General features: G+C 69.5%; 23 protein-coding genes. 13 read left to right on the top strand and 10 right to left on the bottom strand.

What is annotated here, in order from left to right; all coding sequences use genetic code 11:
• Window positions 1–68 precede the first annotated feature (68 nt).
• Together ACSDR0_RS34370 and rpsF are read right to left on the bottom strand one after the other, a co-directional pair.
• Window positions 69–635 (bottom strand): single-stranded DNA-binding protein, encoded by a 567-nt coding sequence (locus ACSDR0_RS34370; protein WP_435293090.1) that lies wholly within the window; start codon window positions 633–635, stop codon window positions 69–71.
• A gap of 77 nt (window positions 636–712) precedes the next feature.
• A complete protein-coding gene (gene rpsF / locus ACSDR0_RS34365) occupies window positions 713–1,003 on the bottom strand; it encodes a 30S ribosomal protein S6 (RefSeq protein ID WP_030919721.1) in 291 nt (96 codons plus the stop codon).
• Window positions 1,004–1,261: 258 nt separating this feature from the next.
• Between rpsF and ACSDR0_RS34360 the strand changes: the two genes are divergently transcribed.
• Entirely contained in the window at window positions 1,262–1,573 is a 312-nt protein-coding gene (locus tag ACSDR0_RS34360; RefSeq protein ID WP_435293103.1) for a hypothetical protein, read from the top strand.
• 69 nt (window positions 1,574–1,642) lie between these two features.
• On the opposite strand, the gene ACSDR0_RS34355 is transcribed toward ACSDR0_RS34360, so the two are convergent.
• Window positions 1,643–1,828, bottom strand: a complete 186-nt coding sequence (locus ACSDR0_RS34355; RefSeq protein WP_435293089.1) for a hypothetical protein — start codon at window positions 1,826–1,828, stop codon at window positions 1,643–1,645.
• A gap of 95 nt (window positions 1,829–1,923) precedes the next feature.
• On the opposite strand from ACSDR0_RS34355, the gene ACSDR0_RS34350 reads away from it, so the two are divergent.
• Entirely contained in the window at window positions 1,924–2,682 is a 759-nt protein-coding gene (locus tag ACSDR0_RS34350; RefSeq protein ID WP_435293088.1) for a deoxyribonuclease IV, read from the top strand.
• Window positions 2,683–2,889: 207 nt separating this feature from the next.
• Here the strand turns inward: ACSDR0_RS34350 and ACSDR0_RS34345 are convergent, their stop codons facing one another.
• The 3 genes from ACSDR0_RS34345 to ACSDR0_RS34335 form a co-directional block, all read right to left on the bottom strand.
• Window positions 2,890–4,011: a hypothetical protein gene (locus tag ACSDR0_RS34345; protein WP_435293087.1), complete on the bottom strand. Its 1,122-nt coding sequence runs from the start codon at window positions 4,009–4,011 to the stop codon at window positions 2,890–2,892.
• A gap of 137 nt (window positions 4,012–4,148) precedes the next feature.
• Window positions 4,149–5,456 (bottom strand): glycosyltransferase family 87 protein, encoded by a 1,308-nt coding sequence (locus ACSDR0_RS34340; RefSeq protein WP_435293086.1) that lies wholly within the window; start codon window positions 5,454–5,456, stop codon window positions 4,149–4,151.
• Window positions 5,456–8,017: a transglycosylase domain-containing protein gene (locus ACSDR0_RS34335; protein ID WP_435293085.1), complete on the bottom strand. Its 2,562-nt coding sequence runs from the start codon at window positions 8,015–8,017 to the stop codon at window positions 5,456–5,458. The genes ACSDR0_RS34340 and ACSDR0_RS34335 overlap by 1 nt, the downstream gene beginning before the upstream one ends.
• A 769-nt stretch (window positions 8,018–8,786) precedes the next feature.
• On the opposite strand from ACSDR0_RS34335, the gene ACSDR0_RS34330 reads away from it, so the two are divergent.
• On the top strand, window positions 8,787–9,461 hold the full coding sequence (locus tag ACSDR0_RS34330; RefSeq protein ID WP_435293084.1) for a helix-turn-helix transcriptional regulator: 675 nt from the start codon (window positions 8,787–8,789) through the stop codon (window positions 9,459–9,461).
• Between the two features lie 31 nt (window positions 9,462–9,492).
• A complete protein-coding gene (locus ACSDR0_RS34325) occupies window positions 9,493–10,572 on the top strand; it encodes an inositol-3-phosphate synthase (protein WP_435293083.1) in 1,080 nt (359 codons plus the stop codon).
• A gap of 99 nt (window positions 10,573–10,671) precedes the next feature.
• Here the strand turns inward: ACSDR0_RS34325 and idi are convergent, their stop codons facing one another.
• Entirely contained in the window at window positions 10,672–11,253 is a 582-nt protein-coding gene (idi, locus tag ACSDR0_RS34320; protein ID WP_435293082.1) for an isopentenyl-diphosphate Delta-isomerase, read from the bottom strand.
• Between the two features lie 135 nt (window positions 11,254–11,388).
• Here idi and ACSDR0_RS34315 point away from each other — a divergent pair, with 135 nt between their 5' ends.
• Complete coding sequence (locus ACSDR0_RS34315; protein WP_435293081.1) at window positions 11,389–12,687, top strand: MFS transporter; 1,299 nt, start codon at window positions 11,389–11,391, stop codon at window positions 12,685–12,687.
• Here ACSDR0_RS34315 and ACSDR0_RS34310 read toward each other — a convergent pair.
• Window positions 12,641–13,864 (bottom strand): adenosylmethionine--8-amino-7-oxononanoate transaminase, encoded by a 1,224-nt coding sequence (locus ACSDR0_RS34310; protein ID WP_435293102.1) that lies wholly within the window; start codon window positions 13,862–13,864, stop codon window positions 12,641–12,643. The genes ACSDR0_RS34315 and ACSDR0_RS34310 overlap by 47 nt on opposite strands.
• 70 nt (window positions 13,865–13,934) lie before the next feature.
• Entirely contained in the window at window positions 13,935–15,404 is a 1,470-nt protein-coding gene (locus tag ACSDR0_RS34305; protein WP_435293101.1) for a CCA tRNA nucleotidyltransferase, read from the bottom strand.
• Window positions 15,405–15,563: 159 nt separating this feature from the next.
• Here ACSDR0_RS34305 and ACSDR0_RS34300 point away from each other — a divergent pair, with 159 nt between their 5' ends.
• The 8 genes from ACSDR0_RS34300 (at window position 15,564) to trxA (ending at window position 24,933) form a co-directional block, all read left to right on the top strand.
• A complete protein-coding gene (locus ACSDR0_RS34300) occupies window positions 15,564–16,085 on the top strand; it encodes an aminoacyl-tRNA deacylase (RefSeq protein ID WP_435293080.1) in 522 nt (173 codons plus the stop codon).
• Between the two features lie 46 nt (window positions 16,086–16,131).
• Window positions 16,132–18,252 (top strand): DUF6049 family protein, encoded by a 2,121-nt coding sequence (locus tag ACSDR0_RS34295; RefSeq protein WP_435293079.1) that lies wholly within the window; start codon window positions 16,132–16,134, stop codon window positions 18,250–18,252.
• A gap of 37 nt (window positions 18,253–18,289) precedes the next feature.
• Window positions 18,290–19,894, top strand: a complete 1,605-nt coding sequence (gene murJ / locus ACSDR0_RS34290) for a murein biosynthesis integral membrane protein MurJ (protein ID WP_435293078.1) — start codon at window positions 18,290–18,292, stop codon at window positions 19,892–19,894.
• 195 nt (window positions 19,895–20,089) lie between these two features.
• Window positions 20,090–21,619, top strand: a complete 1,530-nt coding sequence (locus ACSDR0_RS34285; protein ID WP_435293077.1) for a protein kinase family protein — start codon at window positions 20,090–20,092, stop codon at window positions 21,617–21,619.
• A gap of 114 nt (window positions 21,620–21,733) precedes the next feature.
• On the top strand, window positions 21,734–22,381 hold the full coding sequence (gene sigM / locus ACSDR0_RS34280; protein ID WP_329088091.1) for an RNA polymerase sigma factor SigM: 648 nt from the start codon (window positions 21,734–21,736) through the stop codon (window positions 22,379–22,381).
• Window positions 22,371–23,288 carry a zf-HC2 domain-containing protein gene (locus ACSDR0_RS34275; protein ID WP_435293076.1) on the top strand — a complete coding sequence of 306 codons (918 nt, stop codon included), beginning with the start codon at window positions 22,371–22,373 and terminating at the stop codon, window positions 23,286–23,288. Before sigM ends, ACSDR0_RS34275 begins: the two co-directional genes overlap by 11 nt.
• Before the next feature lie 246 nt (window positions 23,289–23,534).
• A complete protein-coding gene (gene trxB, locus ACSDR0_RS34270; RefSeq protein WP_435293075.1) occupies window positions 23,535–24,467 on the top strand; it encodes a thioredoxin-disulfide reductase in 933 nt (310 codons plus the stop codon).
• A gap of 142 nt (window positions 24,468–24,609) precedes the next feature.
• Window positions 24,610–24,933, top strand: coding sequence for a thioredoxin (gene trxA, locus ACSDR0_RS34265; RefSeq protein WP_435293074.1), 324 nt, complete (start codon window positions 24,610–24,612; stop codon window positions 24,931–24,933).
• Between the two features lie 266 nt (window positions 24,934–25,199).
• Here trxA and ACSDR0_RS34260 read toward each other — a convergent pair whose 3' ends face one another.
• Window positions 25,200–25,820 (bottom strand): GNAT family N-acetyltransferase, encoded by a 621-nt coding sequence (locus tag ACSDR0_RS34260; protein WP_435293073.1) that lies wholly within the window; start codon window positions 25,818–25,820, stop codon window positions 25,200–25,202.
• Window positions 25,821–25,987 lie beyond the last annotated feature (167 nt).

Raw genomic sequence — 25,987 nt, 5'->3', positions numbered from 1 at the left:
GGGAATGGTCGCTGCGGATATGGACTGGGATGTCGGGACGCGATCGCGGCCGTCCCGGAGGAGCTTCCCTAGAAAGGCGGTTCGTCGCTGAAGTCGCCGCCGCCGAAGCCGCCGCCACCCTGCTGCTGCTGACCGCCGCCGCCGTAGTTGTTGCCACCGCCGCCGCCGGAAAAGCCGCCACCTTGCGGTGCGGCCGGCGCCGCGGAGGCCCACGGGTCGTTGGCGGGGCCGCCGCCGAAGCCGCCACCACCGCCGCCACCACCCTGACGGGCGGTCTTGTTGACCTTGGCGGTCGCGTTTCTCAGGGAGGGGCCGACCTCGTCGACCTCAACCTCGTAGACGGTGCGCTTCTCGCCTTCCTTGGTCTCGTAAGACCTCTGGCGGAGCCGTCCCTGAACGATGACCCGCATGCCGCGCTGGAGGCTCTCGGCGGCGTTCTCCGCCGCCTGCCGCCATACGTTGCAGGTCAGGAACAGGCCTTCGCCGTCTTTCCACTCGTTGGTCGTCTTGTCGAGGAACCTCGGAGTGGACGCGATGCGAAACCGGGCCACCGCTTGCCCCGTGGGGGTGAAGCGCAGCTCCGGATCGTCGACGAGGTTGCCGACGATGGTGATCGTGGTGTCGCCTGCTGCCATGGCTAGCGCTGCCCTTCCTGCGGCCTTCGCTGGTTATCGGCTCAGAGTACGGCTGCCGTCCGACAAAATGCCGGAGATTAGTGCACGTCCGGGCGCAGGACCTTGGTGCGCAGGATTCCCTCGTTGAGGTTCATCTGCCGGTCGAGCTCCTTGACCGTGGCCGGCTCGGCGCTCAGGTCGATGACGGCGTAGATGCCTTCGGGCTTCTTCGCGATGTCGTAGGACAGCCTGCGGCGACCCCACACGTCGACCTTCTCCACGGTGCCGCCGTCATTGCGGACGACCGTGAGGAACTGGTCGAGGGAAGGGGCGACCGTACGCTCATCGAGCGAGGGGTCAAGAATGACCATCACTTCGTAACGGCGCATGCTGACTTCCAACCTCCTCTGGACTCTTGCGGTCACGACACCGTGCCGTGACAGGAGGACGCTGACGTGCTGCACCTCGGGCTCCCATTTCGGCGCCCGGGGTGGAGGGTGGGCCATGACACACCCATTCGACGTAGCCGTGCCAGCCTACCAGCCCGTCAAGGGTTGGGCCGTCACCTCGTCGGGCACGTTCCCCCACAGGAGAGACGGGTGCGTCCTCACGAGGACACGTCCTCACGGGGGAAGGGGGCGGTGAAGATGCCTCATGTGCCCGAACACAGCCAGAGCAGGCGTTTCCGGTTCAGGCTGAACAGCGACGGGCGGCGCCATCCCCTGGAGAACGTGCTGAGCGTCTGCACGATCCTCTGCGGGCTGATCGCCTTCGTGGCCGGGCTCGTCCCCTCGGCGCACCCCGTCGCGTCGTGGCTCGGGGTGCTGGGGTTCTGCGGGGGCCTCTACTCCCAGTACGTCTCCGCGACGACGCCGGAGCGCGCGCTGAACATCGTGGGCATCGTGGCCTCGTTCGTCGGTGTGGCCTTCGGCATCCGCAACGGGGGTTTCCTCCCGTAGGGTCCCGAACCTGACGAGGGCCACACCGGCGAGGGCCGGGCCGTGAAGGCCGGGCGGGCCGGGGAACGACTAGCCGGCCAGGCGCAGGTCCACACCCAGCAGGATGAGGAACCACAGGAAGATCGCGAGCAGGGCCTCGGCGATGTCCTTCAGGAGCGCGGGGGTGATGTAGTCGTACACCCAGGCGACGTAGATGCCGATCAGGATGTAGATGAGGCCGATGAGACTGATCCCTCTGCGATAGCGAGCAGCCACTTGGAACTCCTTGGGGTTGGCCCGTGGGGGCGGGCGGTGGGGCGCGACCTGCGACTGCCCCGGCCCTCGGCGTTGAAACGGCTACTCTCGGATACATGCCGCTTATCGGAGCTCATGTCGACCAGGACGACCCGCTGGCGCATGCCAGGGCACGCGACGCCCAGGTCGTGCAGTTCTTCCTCGGTGACCCGAAGGGGTGGAAGGCCCCGGTCATCGGCGAGAAGACCCGGGAGATCAAGGACTCGGACGTGGAGGTCTACGTCCACGCCCCCTACGTGATCAACGTGGCGACCGCCAACAACCGGGTGCGCATCCCCAGCCGCAAGCTGCTGAGCGCGCACCTCGCGGCCGCGGCCGAGCTGGGCGCCCGGGGGCTGATCGTCCACGGCGGGCACGTCGGCGCCGGAGACGACCCGCAGAAGGGCTTCGACAACTGGCGCAAGGTGTTCGAGCGCCTGGAGGAGCACGAGGTCCCCGTCCTCATCGAGAACACCGCGGGCGGCGGCAACGCGATGGCGCGCAAGCTTGAGCGCATCGCCCGGTTGTGGGAGGCGCTCGACGGCTTCGACGTGGGCTTCTGCCTCGACACCTGCCACGCCCACGCGGGCGGTGAGGACCTGGTGGACGTGGTCGAGCGGGTCATGGCGATCACCGGCAGGATCGACCTGATCCACTGCAACGACTCGCGCGACGCCTTCGACTCCGGCGCCGACCGGCACGCGAGCCTCGGCGCGGGCCAGATCGACCCCGAGCTCATCCTGGGCGTGTGCCGGAGCGCGAACGCGCCGATCGTGGTGGAGACGCCCTTCGACGGCCAGGCCGAGGACATCGCCTTCCTCAGGACGAAACTCTAGAACGAAGCGCTGGAAGGAAACGCTGGAAGGAAGCTTTGGGGCGAAGCGCCACGACGAGGCTCCAGACCAAGGCCCTGGGACGAAGCCCAAGGTCAGGGCTCCGGGGTCGGACGTGCCCTCCGCCCGGCGGGAATTGGTCCACAGCCTGTGGATAACTTCATGGGATTACTTTTTCCGAAGAGTGGGTAAGGCGAGATCTCCCGCGGCTCAGCCCACCCAGGCGCCGTCGGTGAAGATCAATGTGTTGAGTGCCATCAACGGGCCCACCACCAGCGCGTACACGATGATGATCCATCGTTGCCACGGCGCGGGCCCGCTGCTCGCCCTGGCGATCAGGATGAAGAGCGGCCACCACAGCAGTGCCGAGCGCGGGACCGACAGATAGTAGGCGGAGCACAGCAGCGCGCCCACCTGGAGCCCCACGTAGACGAACTCGCTCCACCTCCGCAGGTAGAGCAGGACCAGCACGAGCACCACCCCGACGATCGCCCCCGCGATCTCCAGCCGGAACGCCCAGGCGGACCGCCCCTCGCCCAGGGCCGCGCTCCAGGTCGTGATCAGCGACTCCCAGGGCCACACCATGTGACGCCCCCAGCCGGCCTCCTGCGCGGTCTTCCAGGCCATCCAGTCGCCGGTACGGGAGTACTGGTAGGCGGAGTAGAGCGCCAGCGGCACGAAGGGGAGCAGAAGCCATCCCGCCCGCCGTACGGGCTGCCTGCGGGCGAAGAACTCCACGATCAGCGCGAGGGCCAGGAACAGGCCGGTGATGCGCACGCAGGAGGCGCCCGCCGCCAGGGCCGCGGCCAGCGGCCAGCGGGCCTGGCGCGCCGCCAGCCAGGCGGGGACGGCGAAGGCCAAGAAGAGCGACTCGCTGTAGCCCGCGAACAGGAAAACCGCCATCGGCCAGAGCAGCAGCGCCAGCACCGCGCGCCGGCCGGTCCCCGGCGGCCCCTCGAACTCGGCCAGCCTGGCGAGCGCCGCCATCGCGACGGCACCGGCCACCAGGGAGATCAGCAGCCCGGCGAGCGTCCAGTCGTCGATCAGGAGGTGCACCGCGCGGAGCATCAGCGGCATTCCGGGGAAGAAGGCGGGCAACCCCTTGTCGGGCTCGCTGCCCGGGGCGCCGTCGTAGCCGTGCTCGGCGATGGTGATGAGGAGACCCACGTCCCAGTTACGCCAGCGTTCCAGGAACGGCTTCGGTACGGCGTCTCCCTCCATCAGCGCCTGGGCACCGACGACGACCAGGGCGACGATCCCCAGCCGGGAGGCCAGCCAGAGCAGCAGCCCCTCCGTCGCGGTGTCGCGCGGAGGAGCGGGAGGAGTGATCACAAGTTCGGATTGTCCCGGATCACCGCGCCGGACCGCCAGACTCGGACGCTCGTTGGACGCATCCACCCTGCTCCCCGTCACCTCGGCGGCCCCGCAGGACGCGAGCCTCGCCGCACGACCCCATCCCCGCCCCGGCGCTAGGAGAGGGCGAGCCGGAAGCGGTCGGGCGCCCCGTCGAAGACGCCGCCCGCCTGGTCGTCGGTCCCGTCCTGGCGGATCACGTCCTTGTCCGGGACGAAGATGTCCCGTACGACGAAGGCCATCATGATCAGGATGGTGATCACGCGGCCCCACACGGCGGTGAAGTAGGTGTCGCCCGCGATGCCCAGGGCCTCGTTGCCCGGCTGGATGCCGACGAGATAGAGCCAGATCGCGAAGAAGTACCAGCACTCGGCGAGCTGCCAGAGCGCGATCGGCTTCCAGCCGGGCCTGGCCAGCGCCGCGAAGGGGATCAACCAGAGCACGTACTGCGGAGACCACACCTTGTTGGTCAGCATGAACGCCGCCAGGGTGAGGAAGCACAGCTGCATCAGGCGGGGACGGGTCTTGGCCGTCAGGGTGATCACGGCGATCGCCAGGCAGAACGCGGCGAGCGAGACGACGCCCAGCTTGTCGAGGAGTTCGGAGTCACCCAGGATCGGCCACTGCTTCTGGTTGAAGAAGTACCAGATGGAGCCCCAGTCGGCCGGCCGCTCCTGGCTGAAGACGTAGAACCTCTTCCAGCCGTCGAAGGCGAAGTACATGATCGGCACGTTGACGACGAGCCAGGCGCCCGCGACACCGCTGATCGTCTTGAGGAACGGCACCCATCTGCCGGTGCGCAGCGTCAGCAGGAACAGCGGGCCGAGGAACATCAGCGGGTAGAACTTGGTGGCGATCGCCAGGCCGAGCAGGATGCCCGCGAGCCACTGCTTCCGCTTCGACCAGGCCAGCAGCGCGCCCAGCGCGAGGGCGTTGGCCGCCAGGTCCCAGTTGATGTACGCGGTGAGGATCAGCGCGGGGGCCAGGGCGTACCAGAGCGCGTCCCAGCGCCTGGCGGGACCGGCCAGCGTGGCCATCAGCAGCACGCCGACGACCAGGCAGAGCGCCATGAGGATGACGGTGAGGTCGTAGAACGCCGTCCCCGGGTCGCTCATGGGGGTGACGATCCGGCGGAAGAACTCCATGATCCCGCCGATGCCGACGGGGTACTCGACCGGATAGTCGAAATAGGGGATCTTGCCCTCGTTGAGCTTCTCGTTCCACCACAGGGGATAGATGTCGGTGTAACAGAAGTTCGTGAACTGCAGGGTCCCGTGGTTCCACGCCCCGTCGACGCGGCACGGCCACTTCCAGAACCAGGCCAGAACCGCCCCCAGCCCCGCGAACAGGGCCAGGGGAACGTAGGGGATGGCCCGGGCGCCGAACTCGGGCAGCGCGTCCCGCCGCGACAGGAGGTTCTTCATCAGGGACGCCGTCCGCTCGCCGTGGGTGTCGGCACGGGGGCCGCGGCCGGGGCGCCGGGCGCGCCGACCGCGCCGGGGGCGCCGTTCTGCTGGATCTCACCGGGCGGCTCGTCGCCCGAGCCGTCGTCGTCGCCGACGCCGCACGAGCCGTCCCAGGGCAGGCACTCCTCGCCCTCGGGCCGGTCCGTCTCGCCGCCGTCCTCGTTCGGCCAGCCGCCGTCGTCGCCGTTCTCGTCGGGGAAGGGGTTGGTGTCCTCCATCGTCGGAGTCGGGGTGGGCGTCGGGGTGGGCGTGGCCAGGTTGCTCAGCGTCCCGGTGTTGGCCCTCGGCGGGAACTGCAGGACCTCGTCCTTGGCGGTCACGGCCTGCATGTAGTCGTGCCAGATCTGGGTCGGGGTGCCGCCGCCTCCGATGAAGGAGGGCATGGGCTCCTCCTTCCAGAGGATCTTGGAGTCGTCGAGCTTCCGGTTCGGCAGGCCGTACTTGTCGATCTTGAGTCTGCGCGTCCCGGCCTTGTTGTAGGGCACGTCCTTGGACATGCCGACCGCGGTGACGATCTGCGGGGTGAAGCCGACGAACCAGGCGTCCTTGTAGCCGTTGTTCGTGCCGGTCTTGCCGGCCACCGGCCGGGTGCCGAGGTTGGCGGCGCCACCGGTGCCGCCCTTGACGACGGCCTGGAGCGCGACGGTCGCGTCGGCGGCGGACTCGGGGGTGATGACCTGGTTCTCGTGGATCTGCTCGTCCAGTACGAGAGTGCCGTCGACCTCCGTCACCTTGGTGACGGTGTGCCAGTTGAAGTGCTTGCCCTCGTTGGCGAAGATCCCGTAACCGGCGGCCTGCTCGACCGCGGTGACCGAGGCGCTTCCAATGGTGACCTGGTACTTCTGCTCCTCGACCGCGTAGTCGACCGCGTTCTTGCCCTTGTAGACGGGGTTGTACTTGGCCGTCTCGCCGACCCCCGCCTCCTTGGCGATCCTCGCCACCTCTTCGAGGTTGACTTCCTTGCCCATCTGCACGAAGACGGTGTTGACCGAGTTGGCCATGGCCTTGACCATGTTGATCGGCCCGAACGCCGCGTTCCCCGAGTTGCTGATCGGGGTGGTGCCCGGCATCTTGATCGTCCGCATGCCGTCGACCATGCTGTCGAGCGACCTGCCGCTCTCCAGCCAGGCCGCGAGCACGTAGGGCTTGAACGCCGACGCCGCCTGCTTGGTGGAGTCGAACGCGCGGTTGTTGTAGTCGTTGACGAAGTCGTCGCCGCTGTAGAAGGCGAGCACCCGGCCGTTCTTCGGATCCACCGAGGCCACCCTGGCGTGGATGGTCCGCTCCAGGCCGGCGGTGCGGGCCTTCACCGCCTTCTGCGCCTCCTTCATCATGTTCTCGTCGAAGGTGGTGTAGACCTTGTAGCCCTCGGTCTCCAGGTCCTCCTGCGTGATGTTCCGCGCCTTGAGTTCCCGGAAGACGATGTTGAGCATGTAGCCCTTGAGACCCTTGAAGGTGTTCGCGACCGTGATCTTCTTGAACTTCAGGTCGTCGAAGGAGCTTCCCGCGTACTTGCCGTACGCGGCGGGATCGAGCTCACCCATGTTCTTGATCGCGGCGTTGAACCGCCACTTGATCGCGGAGTAGTCGCCGGCCTTCTCCTGGACGTCGAAGGCGCTCGGGTTCTGGACCCGGGCGGCCAGGTAGGCGCCCTCCTGCGGGGTCAGCTGGCCGACGTTCTTGTTGAAGAACGTCTTCGCGGCCGCCTGGATGCCGTGCGCGCCGCGGCCGAAGTAGATGAGGTTGAAGTACTCCTCGAGGATCTTGTCCTTCTCCATCGTCTTGCTCATCTTGACCGAGACGAAGATCTCCTTGATCTTGCGCTGGATCGAGACTTCCTGGCTGAGGCCCTCGTAGTAGCCGCGCGCCATCTGCTGGGTGATGGTCGAGGCGCCCTGGAGCTGGGTGCCGCTGACGGTGCTCCAGAGCGAGCGGGCCATGCCCGCGAGGTCGATGCCGCTGTCGGTGCGGAAGGTCTGGTTCTCCAGGGCGATCACCGCGTCCTGGACGTGCTTGGGGATCTGCGCGAGCTTCACCGGGACGCGCTGGACGCCGAGCCGCGCGATCGCGGTCTTCTTGTCGCGGTAGTAGATGACGCTGCCCCGGTCGTCCGCGCTGGCCTGCGTGGACGAGGGAATGGGCGTGTTGGCGTAGGCGACCGCGATCATGCCGAAGACACCCGCGCTGAGGACCACGAAGCTGGCCATGACGATCTTCCAGTTGGGCAGGAAGCGCGTCCACCTCTTGGCCTGGGGCTCGTCGTCGTCCTCGGGACCGCCTCCCCCGGGGCCTTCGGGCCCTCCGGGGCCGCCGGGTCCGCCCGCGGCGGGACCGCTCGCGCCACGCCCGCGGCGCCTGCGCCCGCCCTCGCCCGGCTTCGAGCCGGTGGAACGCCCGCCGCCCGCCTGGGCGGCGAGCATCGCCTGGGTGTCCTCGAAGGCGGCCTCGGCGCGGCGGCCGGCCGGGTCGGTGTCGCGGCGGCGCGCCTCGCCGGGAGCGCCGGGACCACGCTGGGGCATCCCACCGGGAGCGCCAGGGCCGGCAGGAGCACCGGGAGCGCCGGGGCCGCGTGGAGGCATGCCGCCGGGGGCGCCCGCGTCGCGCCGGGGCGGTCCGCCGGGCTGCTGGGACGCGCCGCCGGGGTAGGGCATCCCGCCGTGCTGGGGCATCATCGCGGTCCGGGGATCGGGTCCCGCCGCCTGCGGGGGCCGGGCCTGCGGTGCCTGACGGGGAGAATCCCAACTCGCGGCGGTTTGGGAGTTTTGTGGGGAGGGAACTGCACGGGGAGCGGCTCCTGAACCTGAGCGACGGCGCCGCCCCTGGCGAGCCGACCCATCGGCGCCGTCCTGGCGCCCGTCAGACTCCGGGTCATTGCTGTGGCTGTAACTCACGCGTCCTCGTTTGGTCATCGGGGTCTACGACGGCGTGCAGGCGGGCGAGACTACCTCCTGATCAACGGAGATCTCACCGCCTTGGCTCGCTGGTAGCCGGCCTATTCGGGTGGATCTCCATTCCCGGGGACGGACGAGATCGTCAGGTGGTTCCAGCAACAACCTTGGCAGACCTCTCCCGCGCTGACGCGGGATTCCCGGTATTGAAAAGCGGTCCACGCCGCGCGAGGGCCGTGTCCCACCACCGCCTGCTGTGACCACATACGCGCCAGACTACGGCTTTTTAGCGTTTGCTCCCAACCTCTTGGGAAAGTCGCTGATTGCAGCCTTATGTTGAATGGACGTATCCTGTCGATGTATCGGTTCGATACATCGACGCGAGAGGTGGTGGTTTCCAGTGGCCGGCGGACGAGGCGGCGTACTGGAGCTGGCCGTGCTCGGGTCGTTGCACGAGACCCCGCTACACGGCTATGAGCTGCGCAAACGGCTCAACGCCCTGCTCGGCATGTTCCGGGCGTTCTCCTACGGCTCGCTCTACCCGTGCCTCCGTCAGTTGCTCACCGACGGGCTGATCGTCGAAGACGGCGACGCCGCCGCGGCCGCCACGGCCGCCGACAGCGCCATCGTGCTCCCCGGCCGCCGTTCGAAGATCGTCTACAAACTGACCGCGGAGGGCAAGGAACGCCTGCAGGAACTCCTCACCCAGGCCGGTCCGTCCGCCTGGGAGGACGAGAGCTTCGGCGTGCACTTCGCCTTCTTCAGGCACACCGAGGCCGAGGTGCGCCTGCGGATTCTCGAAGGCCGCCGCAGCCGGCTCGAGGAACGTCTCGACGGTGTGCGCACGGCACTCGCCCGTACGCGCGAGCGGTTGGACAGCTACACCCTCGAGCTCCAACGTCACGGCCTGGAGTCGGTCGAACGCGAAGTGCGCTGGTTGAATGAGCTGATCGCCACCGAACGGCGAGCGTCGCCGCCGGAGGCGGAGGGGCGACCCGCGCGAGAGGAGCCGTCCAGGGCGCCCTCGCCAGGGACGGGCACGACGGGGCGGCACGCCACCCCGGAAGAAAACTGACCACTGAGAAGAACAAAGGGGAGCGAGTGCCATGGGTTCGGTGCGCGTAGCCATTGTCGGTGTAGGCAACTGTGCCACGTCGCTCATTCAGGGCGTGCACTACTACCGGGACGCCGACCCCGGTGCCCGGGTGCCGGGCCTGATGCACGTCAAGTTCGGCGACTACCACGTCGGCGACGTGGAGTTCGTCGCGGCGTTCGACGTGGACGCCAAGAAGGTCGGACGCGACCTGTCCGAGGCGATCGTGGCCTCGGAGAACAACACGATCAAGATCTGCGACGTGCCGCCGCTCGGTGTCACGGTGCAGCGCGGCCCCACCTTCGACGGTCTCGGCGAGTATTACCGGGAGATGGTCGAGGAGTCCGACGAGACCCCGGTCGACGTCGTCCAGGTCCTCAAGGACAACCAGGTCGACGTCCTCGTCTCCTACCTTCCGGTGGGCTCGGAGGAGGCCGACCGCTTCTACGCCCAGTGCGCCCTCGACGCGAAGGTCGCGTTCGTCAACGCGCTGCCGGTGTTCATCGCCTCCGACCCCGCGTGGGCCCAGAAGTTCGTCGACGCCGGGGTCCCGATCGTCGGTGACGACATCAAGTCGCAGGTCGGGGCGACCATCACGCACCGCGTGATGGCCAAGCTGTTCGAGGACCGCGGTGTCGAGCTGCTCCGCACCTACCAGCTGAACTTCGGCGGCAACATGGACTTCATGAACATGCTGGAGCGCAAGCGCCTGCAGTCCAAGAAGATCTCCAAGACCCAGTCGGTCACCTCGCAGATCCCGCACGAGATGCAGAAGGCCGACGTGCACATCGGCCCGTCGGACCACGTGCCGTGGCTCGACGACCGCAAGTGGGCGTACGTGCGCCTGGAGGGCAGGTCCTTCGGCGACACTCCCCTCAACCTGGAGTACAAGCTGGAGGTCTGGGACTCCCCCAACTCCGCGGGCATCATCATCGACGCGGTGCGCGCCGCCAAGATCGCTCTTGACCGGGGCATCGCCGGGCCGATCCTGTCCGCCTCCTCGTACTTCATGAAGTCACCGCCGGAGCAGTACTCCGACGACGAGGCACGCGACTACGTGGAGAAGTTCATCCGCGGCGAGGTCGAGCGCTGACCTGCCCGCGTCGAGCGGCAGACGGCGAGAGCCCCCGGCCCGTGTGGGCCGGGGGCTCTCGCCGTTGAACGCGACCGCCGGGACGGATGGGCCGCCGCGTCAGCGGGCGGCGGGCGGGAGGTCGGCGGGATCGGCGGCCCGCCAGGCGAGCGGATCGGCGCCGAGCTCGACCAGCTGGGGGACCTGCTCGCGGCACCACGGGGAGATCGCCAGACGGTCGCCCAGCACCCCGTCGGTGAACTCCTTCCACGGCATCCAGCGCACGTCGTCGACCTCGTCGGGGTTGGGCGCGGCCTCCGAGGTCACCAGCACCCGGTAGACCGGGCACAGCTCCCGCTCGACGGTGCCGTTGTCCATGACCGCGCGGTAGGAGAAGCGCGGCAGAAGGAGATCGACCTGACCGGCCGCGAGACCCAGCTCGTGGGAGAGCCTGCGGGTCACCGCCCCGGGGAGGGGCTCGCCGGGCAGGGGGTGGCCGCAGCAGCTGTTGGTCCACACCCCCGGCCAAGTGATCTTGTGGAGGGCGCGGCGGGAGAGGAGGACCCGCCCCTGCTCGTCGAACACGTAACTGGAGAAGGCCAGGTGGAGGGGCGTGTCGAGACCGTGCACCGTGGCCTTGGCCGCCGTGCCGATCGCGTTTCCCTCGGTGTCGACGAGCACAACGTGTTCATCAGGTGTCACTCGACCGAGGGTACGTGATCATGTCGGCTTACCGCGCCCCCTAGACGATACGTAGGCAAAGGTCGGAAATGCTCAAACCCACAATCAGGGATGTTCCCGATGCCCGCCCGAGGTGAACGCACATAGGCTGAGCGCGTGTCATTCGTATCCGATCTACGCGTGGTCCTGGAAGGTCGGGACTTCCGGAGGCTGTACGGGACCCGTCTGGTCTCGCAGTTCTCCGACGGGATCTTCCAGTTCGCCGTGGCCGGATTCGCGTTCTTCAGCCCGGAGAAGAGCACCAGCGCGGTGGAGATCGCCGCCGGGCTGGCCGTGCTCCTGCTGCCGTACTCGATCCTGGGCCCCTTCGCCGGGGTGTTCATCGACCGCTGGTCGCGACGGCAGATCCTGGTCGTCGCGCCGCTGGTCCGGGGGACGCTGCTGCTCGCGGCGGCGGTGCTCGTCGCCGCGGACGCCCCCGACGCGATCTTCTACGCCGCCGCGCTCGGCGTGCTCGGGGTGAACCGCTTCTTCCTGGCCGCGCTGGGCGCCTCGCTCCCGCACGTCGTGCCGCCCGACCGGCTGATGGTGGCCAACGCGGTCACCCCGACCTCCGGCACCGTGCTCACCTTCGTGGGCATAGGCGCCGGCTACCTCCTCCGGGCCGTCTTCGGCTCCGGCCACCCGGGCACCGCGGTGCTGCTGGTCGTCTCCGGCCTCGTCTTCGGGCTCAGCGCGCTCATCTCCATGACCATGGACAGGCGGCTGCTCGGCCCCGCCCACGACCCCGACCGGCCGCAGGCCCGCGAGGCCGTGCGCCACGTGCTGGCCGGCCTGGCCGACGGCGCGCGGCACCTCGTGCGGCACCGGGCCGCCACTGCGGCGATGGGCGCGATGGCCACCCACCGGTTCATGTACGGCATGTGCACGGCGATGCTCGTGCTGCTGTCGCGCTACTACTTCGCCGAGAACGCCGAGGACGCGCTGAACGCGGTCTCCGTCGTGGTCGCCACCTCGGGGGTCGGCTACTTCCTGGCCATCCTGGTCACCCCCTGGGCCACCGAGCGCTTCGGCCTGGAGCGGTGGGTCCCGGCCATGCTGGTCACCGCCGGGCTGCTGACGCTGGCGCTCTGCGTGACGTTCCAGCAGTGGGGGTTCGCGGCCGCGGGCTTCGTGCTCGGCATCGCCGGGCAGAGCATCAAGATCTGCGCCGACACCGCCGTCCAGCGGGACGTCAAGGACGCCTACCTCGGCCGGGCCTTCTCCATCTACGACATGCTCTTCAACGGCAGCTACGTGCTGGCCGCGGCCCTGGCGGCGGCGCTGCTGCCGCCGGACGGCAAGTCGGTCCTCGTGCTGGCGGTCATCGCCGCCGGGTACGTCGGGGGCGCGGTGCTCTACCGGGTCATCACTCCGGCCCGAGCGATCGAGCCGCTGCGGTCATCGCCGTCGTGACCCGCCCCAGGTCCTCGTCGCCGATCGAGTAGGGCGGCATCGCGTAGATCAGCCGTCCGAACGGGCGGAGCCAGACGCCGTGCCGCATGACGAGGGCCTGGACCGCGGGGACGTCGACGGGTTCGCGGGCCTCGATCACCCCGATCGCGCCGAGGACCCGCACGTCCCGCACCCCGGGTGCCTCCGAGGCCCCGGCCAGGCCCGCGAGGAGCCCGGCCTGGATCCGGCCCACCTCCTCGCGCCACGGGCGCTCCCGAAGGAGCTCCAGGGAGGCGCTCGCGACGGCCGCGGCCAGCGGGTTGCCCATGAAGGTCGGCCCGTGCATCAGCACGCCCACCCCCCTGGCCACCCGCTCGGTGCACAGCGTCGCGGCCAGTGACATGTAGCCGCCGGTCAGGGCCTTGCCCAGGCACATGATGTCGGGCCTGATCCCGGCGTGGTCGCAGCCGAACAGCTCCCCGGTCCTGCCGAACCCGGTGGCGATCTCGTCGGCGATCAGCAGGACGCCGTGCTCGTCGGCCAGCTCGCGGAGCAGCCGCAGGTAGGCGGGGTGGTAGAAGTGCATGCCGCCCGCCCCCTGGACGACCGGCTCCACGATGATCGCGGCCAGCTCGTGGGCGTGCCGGGCGACCAGGTCCGCCAGCCGGGCCGCGTAGCCCTCGTCGTACTCGCGCGGCGGCCGGTCGGCGAACACGTGCCGGGGCAGCACGCCGGAGAACAGGTGGTGCATGCCGTTGACCGGGTCGCAGACCGACATCGCCCCGAAGGTGTCGCCGTGGTAGCCGCCCCTGACCGTGAGCAGCCGTCCCCTGCCGGTGAGCTGGAACGCCATCTTGATCGCGACCTCGACGGCGACCGACCCCGAGTCGGCGAGGAACACCTTCGGCAGCCCGGTCATGGCGGCGAGCGTGGCGGCCAGCCGCACGGCCGGCTCGTGGGTGAGCCCGCCGAACATGACGTGTGCCATGTTCTCCAGCTGGTCCTTCATCGCCCGGTTGAGCCGGGGGTGGTTGTAGCCGTGGACGGCCGCCCACCAGGAGGACATGCCGTCGACCAGCTCGCGCCCGTCGGCGAGCGTCAGCCGCACCCCGTCCGCGCGGGAGACCACGTACGGCTCCACCGGCTGGGGCGTGGCCGCGTAGGGGTGCCACACGTGCCGGCGGTCGAGCAGGGTGATCTCAGCGGTCTCGGCGGTCTCGTCAAGGCCACCGAGACCGACGAGGCCAGCGCCGTCGAGATCGTCGAGGTCAGGGGCGCCGGTCAGGGTCCACCTCGCCGCCCGCCTTCTCGCCGGGGACGCCCACACCGCCCGCCCCGTCGGCCCCATCGGCCCCGCCGGTCCGCACCCACTCGCGGAGGGCGTCCGCGGCGGCCTCCTTGCCGATGACGCCCCGGTCGAGCCGCATCTCCAGCAGGAACCTGTAGGCGCGGCCGACGAGGGGGCCCGGCGGGACGCCGAGGAGCTCCTGGATCTCGTTGCCGTCGAGCTCGGGGCGGATCTTGCCGAGCTCCTCCTCCTCGGCCAGCCGGGCGATGCGCTCCTCCAGCTGGTCGTAGGTCTGCGACAGGGCCTGGGCCTTGCGCCGGTTGCGGGTCGTGCAGTCGGCGCGGGTCAGCTTGTGCAGGAGCTCCAGCAGGTGTCCGGCGTCGCGGACGTAGCGGCGTACGGCCGAGTCGGTCCACTCGCCCGTGCCGTACCCGTGGAAGCGCAGGTGCAGCTCCACCAGACGGGAGACGTCGGCCACCACGTCCTTGGGGAACTTCAGCTCCGCCATGCGCTTCTTGGCGAGCTGGGCCCCGACCACCTCGTGGTGGTGGAAGGAGACCCGGCCGCCGGGCTCGTGGCGGCGGGTCTTCGGCTTGCCCACGTCGTGCAGGAGCGCGGCCCAGCGCAGGATCCGGTCGGGGCCGCTCTCCTCCAGGTCGATCGCCTGCTCCAGCACGATCAGCGAGTGCTCGTAGACGTCCTTGTGCCGGTGGTGCTCGTCGATCTCCAGGCGGAGCTTGGGCAGCTCGGGCAGCACGTGGTCGGCGAGCCCGGACTCGACGAGGAGCCGCAGGCCCTCGCGAGGGTGGTCGCCGCCGATGAGCTTGTCCAGCTCGTCGCGGATGCGCTCGGCGGAGACGATGTCGATCCTGTCGACCATCGCGGCCATCGCGGCGAGCGCCGCCGCGTCGACGGCGAAGCCGAGCTGGCTGGCGAACCTGGCGGCGCGGAGCATCCGCAGCGGGTCGTCGCCGAAGGAGCGCTCGGGGGGGCCGGGGGTGCGCAGCACCTTGGCGTGCAGGTCGTCGAGGCCGCCGTGCGGGTCGACGAACTCGCGGGACGGCAGGCGCAGCGCCATCGCGTTGACCGCGAAGTCGCGCCGGGCCAGGTCGCCCTCCAGCGTGTCGCCGTAGGCCACGTCGGGCTTGCGCGACTTGGGATCGTACGACTCGCTGCGATAGGTGGTGATCTCCAGCAGCCACCCGCCCTTGCGGACGCCGACGGTGCCGAAGTCGATGCCGATCGTCCAGATGGAGTCGGCCCAGTCGCGGACGAGCTCCAGGACCGTCTCGGGCCTCGCGTCCGTGGTCAGGTCGAGATCGTTGCCGATCCTGCTGAGGAAGACGTCGCGTACGGAGCCACCGACGAGGGCGATCTGGTAACCCCTGGCGGCGAAAAGCTCGCCGAGCTCGTCCGCCACGGGTGCGATTTTCCGGAACAGCTCGCTCATGCCGTGGCGCTGGCTCTGGGTCAGATTTGAAAGGGACAAGCCGGGTAGGTCCTTCGGTTACGGAACATGTTCCCCTGCGGGGATACACCTGAAGCGATCACCAGGTTACGGTCGGTCAGGAAACCTCGGGGACTGTGCGTCGAGGCAAGGAGCACACACATGAAGGATGCGCTCGCGATCCACCGCTGGCTCCTCGCACACCAGGTCCATCATGAGATCGTACGCCTTCCGCGCGCGATGACATGCTCGGACGAACTCCCCGAGGTGCTGTCGGCGAGTCCCGAGATCTGCGTGGGAGTCACGGTCTTCGAGGTCACGACGCGGATCGGCCGCGAGCCCGTGGCGGTCGTCACCTCCGTCGGCTCCCCGCCGCGTCCCGGGGTGATCGGCGGCATCCTGGGGGCCCGGCGGGTCAGGCCGGCCTCGGCCTTCACCGTCAACTCCGCCACCGACTACGCCGCGGGACTGGTCTGCCCGCTGCTGCTGCCCGCCACGCTCACCGTGCTGGTGGACGAGCGGCTCACCCGTACCGCCACATCCGTGTACGTGCCCACCGGGGAGCGCCGGATGGCACTCCTGATCCGCGCCGACCATCTGCTCAAACTGGTGTCGGGAAAGGTGGTCGACCTGACCCGGCAGGGCTCCCGCAGAGAGCCGGCGACCTTTCCCCTCGCCGGTTAGGCCATAGCATTACCGGCGTGCGCCGTACTCGACCCCTGGCCGGCACGTGATCCACAAAGCCGCGCTGCTCGCCCTGCTCGCCACCACGCTGCTCGTTCCCGCGGCCGTGGTCGTTCCGGGTACGGCGAACGCCCGGACGATCTCGGTGAGCCGGGCGGGCCTCCAGGTCGTCATGGAGGCGATCGGCCCCGACGCCCCCCGTGATCCGACCACCGAGATCAAGCTGTCCGGCTCCCTGGTCAACTCGGGCACCGAGCCCCTGAACGGCCTGCGCATCCGGATGCACTACTCGCCCCAGCCGTTCGCCCGGCGCGCCGACATGGAGGCCTACCTGGCGGGGCAGACCCTCCCGAGCTCGTGGTGCTGCGAGAGTTTCGTCCAGGCGCCGATCGCGGCCTCGGGCAAACTGCCGTGGGAGTTCGCCTTCACCCCGCAGGAGCTGAAGTTCTCCGGCTTCGGCGTCTACCCGGTCATGGTCGAGGTGCTCGACGCCTTCGGGCAGCAGGCCGGCAGCCTGCGCACCATGGTGACCTACATGCCCAGGGAGACCAAGGTGGCCCGCACCCGACTCGCCATGGTGCTGCCCATCGTCGACCAGCCGCGCCGGTCCGGCGACTCCACCTTCGCCGACGAGGGCCTGCCCGCGGCCATGGCCCCCGGCAAGCGCCTGGGCGACCTGCTCAAGATCGCCCAGGACACGTCGTCCGCCAAGGGCCTCACCTGGATCGTCGACCCCGCCCTGCTCGACGACGCGCGGACCATGGGCGAACCGCACGCGGTCAGGTCCAAGGACCGCACCCAGCAGCGCCCCGCGACCCCCGAGGCCGCCCGGTGGCTGAGCGACTTCCGCGACGCCGTCGCCGACCACCCGGTGGTGGCCACCCCGTACGGCGACCCCGACGTGGCGGCCCTCGCCCACAACGGCGTCGACGACGCCACGGCGACCGGGATCGCCGCGGCCGGGATCGTCGCCAGGGAGACCCTCGGCCGCGACGTCGTCACCAGCGTGAACTGGCCGGTGGGCGGCCTGATCGACTACGACGGGCTGGACCTGCTGGCCACCGGCGGCGTCAACACCGTGCTGCTGAACGTGCTGAACCTGCCGCCGGTGACGCCCCCGGTCACCACCCCCGACGCCTCGGCGACCCTGGAGAGCGTGAACGGCCCGCTCACCGCCCTGGTCGCCGACGCGGTGCTGAGCGAGACCGTCGGCGCCGACACCTCCGCCCCCGGCGCGGCGCTGATCAACCGCCAGCGGTTCATCGCGGAGACGGCGATGATCAGCTCGGAGCCGGTCACCTCCGCCCGGACGGTGATCGCCGTCCCGCACCGCCGATGGGATCCCGATCCCAGGTACGTGACCGACCTGGTCGAGACGGCCGCCACCCTGCCCTGGCTGGCACCCGCCACGCTCGACGCGATCAAGCGCGGCAAGGGCGCCCCGGTCCCGCGGGCCGGCCTGACCTACACCGACCAGGACCGCAAGCTCGAACTCTCCAAGCAGTACCTGACGAGCGTCAGGAGGGTCGGCGCCCGCGCCGACCTGACCGCCGCGATCACCACCGCCCAGGACCTCGACGTCTTCGACCTGGCGCTGCTGCGCCTGACCTCCTCGGCGTGGCGGGGCAGGACCGGCAACGCCACGCCGTACGTCCAGCAGGTCGCCGAGGCGGTCGACGGCCGGATCGCCATGGTCAACATCACCGGCAGCGAGCAGTCGCGGCTGCGCACCCTGGCCGGCAGCAACGGCGACGTGCCGATCAGCGTGCGCAACGAGCTGAGCGGCGAGGGCAGCCAGATCGCGGTCCGGCTCAGGGTGACCTCCGACCAGCCCGACCTGCTCAAGATCGAGCCGTACGACGACAAGCTGGAGATCCGCGGCGGCCAGAACCAGACCATCCGGATCCCGATGACCTCGACGGCCAGCGGCCAGACGACCGTGACGGTCCAGCTCACCACCGACGACGGCCGCAAGTACGGCAAGCCGATCGAGCTGACCGTGCGGACCACCGGCTACACCGGGGTCGCCCTGGTGATCGTGGGGGCGGCGCTCGTGGTGATGCTGGCGGCCGTCGTCCTGCGCGTCCTGCGCCGCCGGGGAGGCCGCCGCCCCGCGGCCGCCCCGCCGCCGCGGCGCGAGCGCGAGCCCGCCGGCACCGAGTCCTGAGCGCCTGGCGCTCCGAGCACCTAGCGAAGGAAAGCGCATGAGCAGGGTCCTGCGCGCGAGCGCGATCATGGCGGCGGGGACGATGGTCTCCCGTGTCACCGGCTTCGTCCGGACGGCGGTGCTCGCGGCGGCCATCGGAACCTTCGCGCTGGGTGACGCCTACAACGTGGCGTACACGATCCCGCTCATCCTGTTCGACCTGCTCATCGGCGGGATCCTGAGCAGCGTCGTGGTTCCGATGATCATCAGGCGGCAGAAGTCCGACCCCGACGGCGGCCGGGCCTACGAGCAGCGCCTGATGACCCTGGGGGTCGTCTCGCTGACGCTGATGGCGCTGGTCGCGGTGGCGCTGGCCGAGCCGCTGATCAGCCTCTACAGCACCGACTGGAGCGCGGAGAAGACCGAGGTGGCGGTCGTCCTGGCGCGCTACATCCTGCCGCAGATCGCCTTCTTCGGCATCGGCGCGATCGCGGGCGCGATCCTCAACACCCGCGACAGGTTCGCCGCGCCCATGTGGGCGCCGGTGCTGAACAACATCGTGATGATCGGCGTCGCGGTCGCCTACTACGTGAAGCTGGGCGGCGCGGGCACCGACATCGACACCGTGACGGACGGCGACCTGCTGCTGCTCGGGCTCGGCACCACCGCCGGCATCGTGGCGCAGTGCGCGGTGCTGATCGTCTCGCTGCACCGGGTCGGCTTCCGCTTCCGGCCCAGGTTCGACCTGCGCAACGCCGGTCTCGGCGAGATGGGCCGCACCGCCTCCTGGACCTTCGCCTACGTCGGGATCAGCCAGCTGGGCTTCCTGATCACCACCAAGCTCGCCTCGGGCGCGGGCGAGCGCGCCCCCGGCGCCGGCAACTCGGCCTACGCCTACGCCTACCAGTTCTTCCAGCTCCCGTACGGGATCATCGCGGTCTCGGTGATCACCGCGATGCTGCCCAGGATGAGCCGGGGGGTGGCCGACGGGCAGCTCGACACGGTCCGCGAGGAGTTCGCCTCGGGGGTGCGGCTGGTGTCGGTGCTGCTGGTGCCCGCCGGGCTGCTGCTGATGGTTCTGGGCCCCGCGGTGACCGTGCTGATCTTCTCGTGGGGCAACATGACCGTCGACTCGGCGGTCTACATCGGCAACGTGCTCCAGGTCTTCGGGCTGGCGCTGGTGCCGTTCTCGATCTTCCAGCTGCTGCTGCGCGTCTTCTACTCCTTCGGCGACACCCGCACCCCGGTGTTCCTCGCCCTCGGCAACGTGACGGTGAACGCCACGCTCAGCCTCGTGGCCTACTTCACCCTGCCCGCCCGGTACATCGTGATGGGCCTGGCCGCCGCGTTCACCGTCGCCTTCGTGGTCGGCGCCGCGTTCGCCTGGATCCTGGCCGCGCGCCGCGTGGGGGGCCTGGCGGGGCGCAGGGTGGCCGCCGGGCTGTCCAGGATGTACCTGGCCGCGCTCCCCGCCGCGGCGCTCGCGCTCGGCGTGCTGTGGCTCACACAGGAGCTCACGGAGCTGGACGCGCTGAGCGCCGCCATCATGCTGGCGGCGGGCGGCGGACTCGGTATGGTTCTTTACTTGGCGATCGCCCACCGGATGCGCATCCCCGAGGTGAGTTCGATCGTTGGAATGGTGGCAGGACGGGTAGGCCGGTAACCCAAAGACTTGTCTCAAACGTCTGACAAGGCGAACACGGGCGGAACCGGTGCGGGACTACCATGGTGCGACGCGTGTGGTGACATGCGGCTAATGGAAGCAGGAGGGCGTGGGCGGATCCACCCAGCATCATGTGATGTGTCTTGATGTGCTGACCGGGCATGGTGCTGTCGTGTTCTCAGGTACGGGGTCCTCGTGAGTTCCCCCGCCGTCGAGCCCGGCACCAAGCTGGCCGAGCGCTTCAGACTAGAAGATCGTGTCCACGAGTCGGGCGGAGCCACCCTGTGGAAGGCCATCGACGAGGTGCTCGCCAGGCCCGTCGCCGTCCACACCTTCGATCCCGACTTTCCCCGCCTGAACGAGGTCGTCACGGCGGCCAGGGTGGCCAGCCGGCTGACCGACCCCCGGCTCACCCAGGTCTTCGACGCGACCGAGGACGACGGCCACTCCTACGTCGTCAGCGAGTGGGTGAGCGGCGAGTCCTTCAGCGACATGATCGCGGGCGGGCCACTCGACCCCGAGCGGGCCGCCGCGATGGTCGCCGAGGCCGCGGAGGCCCTGGCCCACGCGCACGAGGCGAACCTCGCCCATCTCTGCCTGACCCCCGAGCACCTGGTGTGGACGGCGGGCAGCACGGTCAAGCTGCTCGGCCTGGGAGTCGACGCGGTCCTGGACGACGTGACGAGCGACGACCCCGCCCGCGAGGACGCCGAGGGCCTCGGCCGCCTGCTGTACGCCGGGCTGACCGGCCACTGGCCGGGTGACGAGCAGGACAGCGGCGGCCTGCCCGTCGCGCCCATGGACGACGGGCACTTCTGCACGCCGCGCCAGGTCACCGCGGGCGTTCCCGGCTATCTGGACGCCATCGTCTGCCGGGCGATGCTGCCGGAGACCAGGCGCGGGCTCGACCCGCTGACCACGCCCGCCGAGGTCGCCGAGGCCCTGGCCTCGGTGTCGCGGCCCAGTCCCCTGCCGATGCCGACGCCGATGCCCATGACGCCCCTGCCGGTGGCGTCCTCCCGTTCCGAGGGCATCGACACCGCGGCGCCCCAGCGCCACACGCCCCCTCCCCAGCATCAGACCCAGCACCAGCACCAGCACCGCCCGATGTCCCACCAGGGCGGCGGCATGGTCAACAAGGTCGCCATGACCGTCGTCGTGCTGCTGGTGATGGCGGCCGTCGGCCTGGGCGCCTGGACCCTCGGCCGCAGCATCGGCAACGCCGGCACCCCGGCGCAGGGCGAGCAGAGCACCACGCCCACGCCGACCGCGGCCGTCGGCACCCGCGAGGTGAAGCCCTCCTCGGTCACCGGCTTCGACCCGCTGGGCGACAACGAGGAGCGCGGCGAGCTGGCCATCAACGCGACCGACGGCAAGGAGTCCACCGACTGGCACTCCGAGTCGTACGACTCCGCTGACTTCGGCCGGCTCAAGGCGGGCGTGGGCCTTCTGCTGGACATGGGCGAGAGCGTCCCGGTCAAGCAGGTGACGGTCGAGTTCGGCGGCACTTCTGGAGGCACCGTGGAGCTCAGGGTGGGCGACTCCGCGCAGCTCGACGACCTGGCCGTCCTCCAGAAGATCAACGGAGTCTCCGGCAAGAAGACGTTCACCGCGGAGACCCCGAAGAAGGGCCGCTACGTGCTCGTCTGGTTCACCAAGATGCCCACCTACGAGGGGAAGTTCCGAGGCCAGGTGTTGGACATGAAGGTCCTCGCGGCCAAGTGACACCGCTGCGATTTGATCTGTTTTACATGGCTTCTTGCAGATCATCGGAGAATCCGTGGCACCATCTATCCCGTAGAGGTGTTCTCCCCGGATCGGTATAGCAGGACTCTCCTTGTGAATTCCCCACCCGAGACCCCGCCAGCGGCGGACGAGCAGACGGCGAAGGCCCCCGTGTCCGACGCCGACCTGCTCACCCGGCACATCGCCGGAGATCCGCACGCCTTCAGTGAAATAGTCAAGCGACATCGAGACCGCATGTGGGCGGTCGCCCTGCGCACGCTGGGCGACCCCGACGAGGCGGCCGACGCCGTTCAGGACGCCTTCGTCTCGGCCTACCGCAAGGCCGGGAGCTTTCGCGGCGAGGCGGCCGTGACCACGTGGCTGCACCGCATCGTGGTCAACGCCTGCCTCGACCGCATGCGCAGGAAATCGGTGCGCCCGGTGGCCGACGACGAGCTCGTCGAGGCCGCGGAGCGCGAGACCCCGGTGCTCGACCAGACGGCCGAGCGCGAGGTGTCCATGGAGGTGTCCGCGGCCCTGAAGCTGCTGCCCTCCGACCAGCGCGCCGCGCTGGTGCTCGTGGACATGATGGGCTACTCGGTCGAGGACGCGGCCCAGGTGCTGGAGGTGCCGAGCGGCACGGTGAAGAGCCGTTGCGCGCGCGGACGGGCGAAACTCGCCCCGATTCTTTCCCATTTACGGAACCGATCAGACCTGTCTCGCGTCTCATCCGCGAAGGGAGCAGAACTTCGTGACGGGTGATACGCACTACGACCTGGAGATCTTGGCCGAACTGGCCGAGGGGCTCCTCGACGCCGCCACGGCCATGCGGGTACGCGAGCATCTCGCGATCTGCGATCCCTGTGGCGAGAGCCTCGCCGACCTCGCAGCGGTCCGTGAGGTCCTGGCGGCGACCCCCACACCGGCGATGCCGATGGGAGTCGCGCTGAGGATCGACCGCGCGCTGGCCGCCGAGGCCGAGAGCTTCCGTGGAGGTGGAGTGGGCCTGGTGGAAGCACCGGCCTGGGACGACATAATGCGCGACGCGCCGTGGGAGACGTCCTCTCCCGCACAACCGGCGCCATGGGAGAGGACCCCTCAGCGGGTCCCGCTCCCCGAACAGGAGCCTGAGCTCGAGCCGGCCGTGCGGCTGGGGGTCGTCGGCGACGACGGCACAGTGGTCCCGGTGGTCCCGGCCAGGCGTCGCGGCGCGAACCGGCGGCGCCGGTGGGCGATGCCCGCCGCCGCGGCGGGTGTGGCGGCGGCGGTGATCGGCGCGACTGCGCTGGCGACCGGGACGCTGACGGCGTCCGGCCCGGATCGCCTGCCGGCGATCGCGCAGCCCGCACCGGCGGACACGGTCCAGTACGCGCTGACCGACAGCAACTGGAACTACACCGACGCCGAGCTCCGCGGCTCGCTGCTCGACTACATCGGTCCCGGGACCATAGTCGGAACGACCGACAACTCGGGGATCGACAAGTGTGTCCGGCAGGTCTCGGCGCAGGTGGGCACGTCGCCCTTCGCCGTGGACCAGGGGTTCTACAACGGGCAGGAAGCCAACATCCTGCTCTTCTGGGAGAACCAGGCCAAGAACACGGTGCGCGTCCACGTCGTGGGCCCGCAGTGTGACAACGTGCGCAAACCCGGCCTCGCAAGCTGGGAGTGACCGGGAGGAGTGGCCCCGGGTGACCTCGACAGGTCACCCGGGGCGACCGGTGGGAAGACAGCCGGGATGATCGGCGTGTAATCCACCCCGGAACCCTCGTCCCTTTCCGTGAGCGCCCGGCATGGATTCGTCCATGCCGGGCTTTCGCGTTCCACCGGCGGCCCGCCACCGTGCCGGACGGGAATCACCGGCGCCTAGGATCTGTTGACGCCGGTGGCATCAACAGAGGGAGAGGCGCGAGCACAGATGGACGTCCGAAATGTGATCATCATCGGGTCGGGTCCCGCCGGTTACACCTCGGCCGTGTACTCCGCGCGCGCCGACCTCAACCCGCTGGTGTTCGAGGGGTCGGTCACCGCCGGTGGCGCCCTGATGAACACCACCGAGGTGGAGAACTTCCCTGGTTTTCCCGGCGGGATCATGGGGCCGGACCTGATGGACGGGATGCGCAAGCAGGCCGAGCGCTTCGGCGCCGAGCTGGTCGCCGACGACGTGGTGGAGGTCGACCTGGCCGCCACTCCGAAGGTCGTCAAGACCGCGACCGACACCTACTACGCCAGGTCGGTCATCCTGGCCATGGGGTCGGGCTATCGCGAGCTGGGGGTGCCCAACGAGAAGCGCCTGTCGGGTCGCGGGGTGTCGTGGTGTGCCACCTGTGACGGGTTCTTCTTCCGGGGCCAGGACATCGTGGTCGTGGGCGGGGGCGACACGGCGATGGAGGAGGCGATCTTCCTGACCCGGTTCGCGGCCTCGGTGACGGTGGTGCACCGTCGTGACGAACTGCGCGCCAGCAAGATCATGCGGGACCGGGCGTTCGCGAACGAGAAGATCCGCTTCGTCTGGGACAGCGAGGTCGTCGAGGTGCTGGGCGAGAGCAAGGTGAGCGGGGTGCGGCTGCGCAACCTCAAGAGCGGCGCGCTCAGCGAGCTGGCGGCCACGGGCCTGTTCGTCGCGATCGGCCATGATCCGCGTACCGAGCTGGTCAAGGGTCAGGTGGAGCTGGACGACGAGGGCTACGTCAAGGTCGACTCGCCCTCGACGCGCACCAATCTGGACGGGGTCTTCGCCGCGGGTGACGTCGTCGACCACACCTACCGTCAGGCCATCACCGCCGCGGGCACCGGTTCGGCCGCCTCCCTCGACTCCGAGCGCTGGCTGGCCGAGCACGAAACCGCCTGACGACCGGCGCGCGACGACCGGGTACGTGACAACCGGCGCGCAACGACCGGCAGGTGACGGCGGGCGCGCGACAAGCGGCAGGAACAGTCCTCAGGCAAGTCCTCAGGCGACAGATCCTCAGGCAAGAGGGAGAGCAGGAACCTTGGGCACCATCAAGCACGTGACCGACGCCAGCTTCGACGCCGACGTCCTCAAGAGCGACAAGCCCGTGATCGTCGACTTCTGGGCCGAGTGGTGCGGCCCGTGCCGCCAGGTCGCGCCCATCCTGGAGGAGATCGCCGGCGAGAACGCCGAGAAGCTGACCATCGTCAAGCTGAACGTCGACGAGAATCCGACAACGGCCACAAACTATGGCGTACTCCAGATTCCTACTCTGAACGTCTATAAGAACGGAGAGGTTGTGAAGCAGATCATCGGCGCCAAGCCGAAGGCCATGCTGCTTCGCGAGCTTGAGGGCATCATTTAGGCCCCCTGCGGTCGGCCGCCCCCCACGGCGTCCATCCGTATCACCCGCTTCCGAGCGGCACACCCACCCACTGAAAGCCCCCCGTCTCACCGCGGGGGGCTTTCACATGCGCGGGGTCCTCACACCGTGCGCCGGGCCGGCTCGCGAAGGTCCGGAAACAGGCTCGCGAGATCGCGGAGGCGGGCTCGCGGGTCTCGCGGAGCGCGTTCGGGCCCGGGGAGGACGTCCTGGGGTTCCAGGAGGTGCCGTACGGGCTCCAGAAGGGCTCAGACGGGCCGCAGCGCCCTCTCGGGACTCATGGACCCGAGTAGCCGCTCCAGTGCCACCTCGACGTCCTCACGCCACGAGATCGCGTTCTTGAGCTCCAGGCGGAGGCGGGGAAAGCGCAGGTGCGGGCGGACCGTCTTGAAACCCACCGAGAGCAGGTAGTCGGCGGGCATCAGGCACGCGCCCGGCTGCTCCCACTTCAGGTCGCCGAACGCCTCGATCGCCCGTACCCCGCGCCGGGTCAGGTCCTTGGCCACGCCCTGGACCAGCATCCGGCCCAGGCCGCCCCCGGAGAACTCCGGGATGATGTGCGCGGTCATCAGCAGCACCGCGTCCGCGCTGACCGGGGAGGTCGGGAAGGCCACCGAGCGCGGCACGTAGTGGGGCGGCGCGTAGAGCACGAAGCCGGCCGCCACCCCGTCCACATAGACGATCTTGCCGCAGCTTCCCCACTCCAGCAGGGTGGAGGAGATCCAGGCCTCCTTCTCCAGCCCCGGATCTCCGGCCTTCACCGCGCGGTCCGCGTTGACGGGATCGAGCTCCCAGAAGACGCACCGGCGGCAGCGGCGCGGCAGGTCGTCGAGATTGTCGAGAGTGACGTTTGCCAGCCGACGCGACACCTGTTGGCCCCAATCCTGGCGAGACGAGTGCAAGCCATGGCGAAAAACGCGCGAAAACGGCGTCTCCAGCTGGCATCGTAGCCCAGTGGGCGTCCTGGTTTCAGGAGGTCCCGTCCCCACACGCAGACGACTGCAACCCCTGACGTAACCTGGTTTCTCTAATATGA

It is taken from the genome of Streptosporangium sp. G11, assembly GCF_051192615.1.
In the GTDB taxonomy this organism is placed as follows: domain Bacteria; phylum Actinomycetota; class Actinomycetes; order Streptosporangiales; family Streptosporangiaceae; genus Streptosporangium.
The sequence above is the reverse complement of the archived record's forward strand: the minus strand, read 5'-3'. Positions and strand labels throughout refer to the sequence as shown.

Bases quoted from the DNA above. Each gene is read 5' to 3' on its own strand.
- ACSDR0_RS34370 (WP_435293090.1), bottom strand. From the start codon at position 635: ATGGCAGCAGGCGACACCACGATCACCATCGTCGGCAACCTCGTCGAC.
- rpsF (WP_030919721.1), bottom strand. From the start codon at position 1,003: ATGCGCCGTTACGAAGTGATGGTCATTCTTGACCCCTCGCTCGATGAG.
- ACSDR0_RS34360 (WP_435293103.1), top strand. From the start codon at position 1,262: ATGCCTCATGTGCCCGAACACAGCCAGAGCAGGCGTTTCCGGTTCAGG.
- ACSDR0_RS34350 (WP_435293088.1), top strand. From the start codon at position 1,924: ATGCCGCTTATCGGAGCTCATGTCGACCAGGACGACCCGCTGGCGCAT.
- ACSDR0_RS34340 (WP_435293086.1), bottom strand. From the start codon at position 5,456: ATGAAGAACCTCCTGTCGCGGCGGGACGCGCTGCCCGAGTTCGGCGCC.
- ACSDR0_RS34335 (WP_435293085.1), bottom strand. From the start codon at position 8,017: ATGCCCCAGCGTGGTCCCGGCGCTCCCGGCGAGGCGCGCCGCCGCGAC.
- ACSDR0_RS34325 (WP_435293083.1), top strand. From the start codon at position 9,493: ATGGGTTCGGTGCGCGTAGCCATTGTCGGTGTAGGCAACTGTGCCACG.
- ACSDR0_RS34305 (WP_435293101.1), bottom strand. From the start codon at position 15,404: ATGAGCGAGCTGTTCCGGAAAATCGCACCCGTGGCGGACGAGCTCGGC.
- ACSDR0_RS34300 (WP_435293080.1), top strand. From the start codon at position 15,564: ATGAAGGATGCGCTCGCGATCCACCGCTGGCTCCTCGCACACCAGGTC.
- murJ (WP_435293078.1), top strand. From the start codon at position 18,290: ATGAGCAGGGTCCTGCGCGCGAGCGCGATCATGGCGGCGGGGACGATG.
- trxB (WP_435293075.1), top strand. From the start codon at position 23,535: ATGGACGTCCGAAATGTGATCATCATCGGGTCGGGTCCCGCCGGTTAC.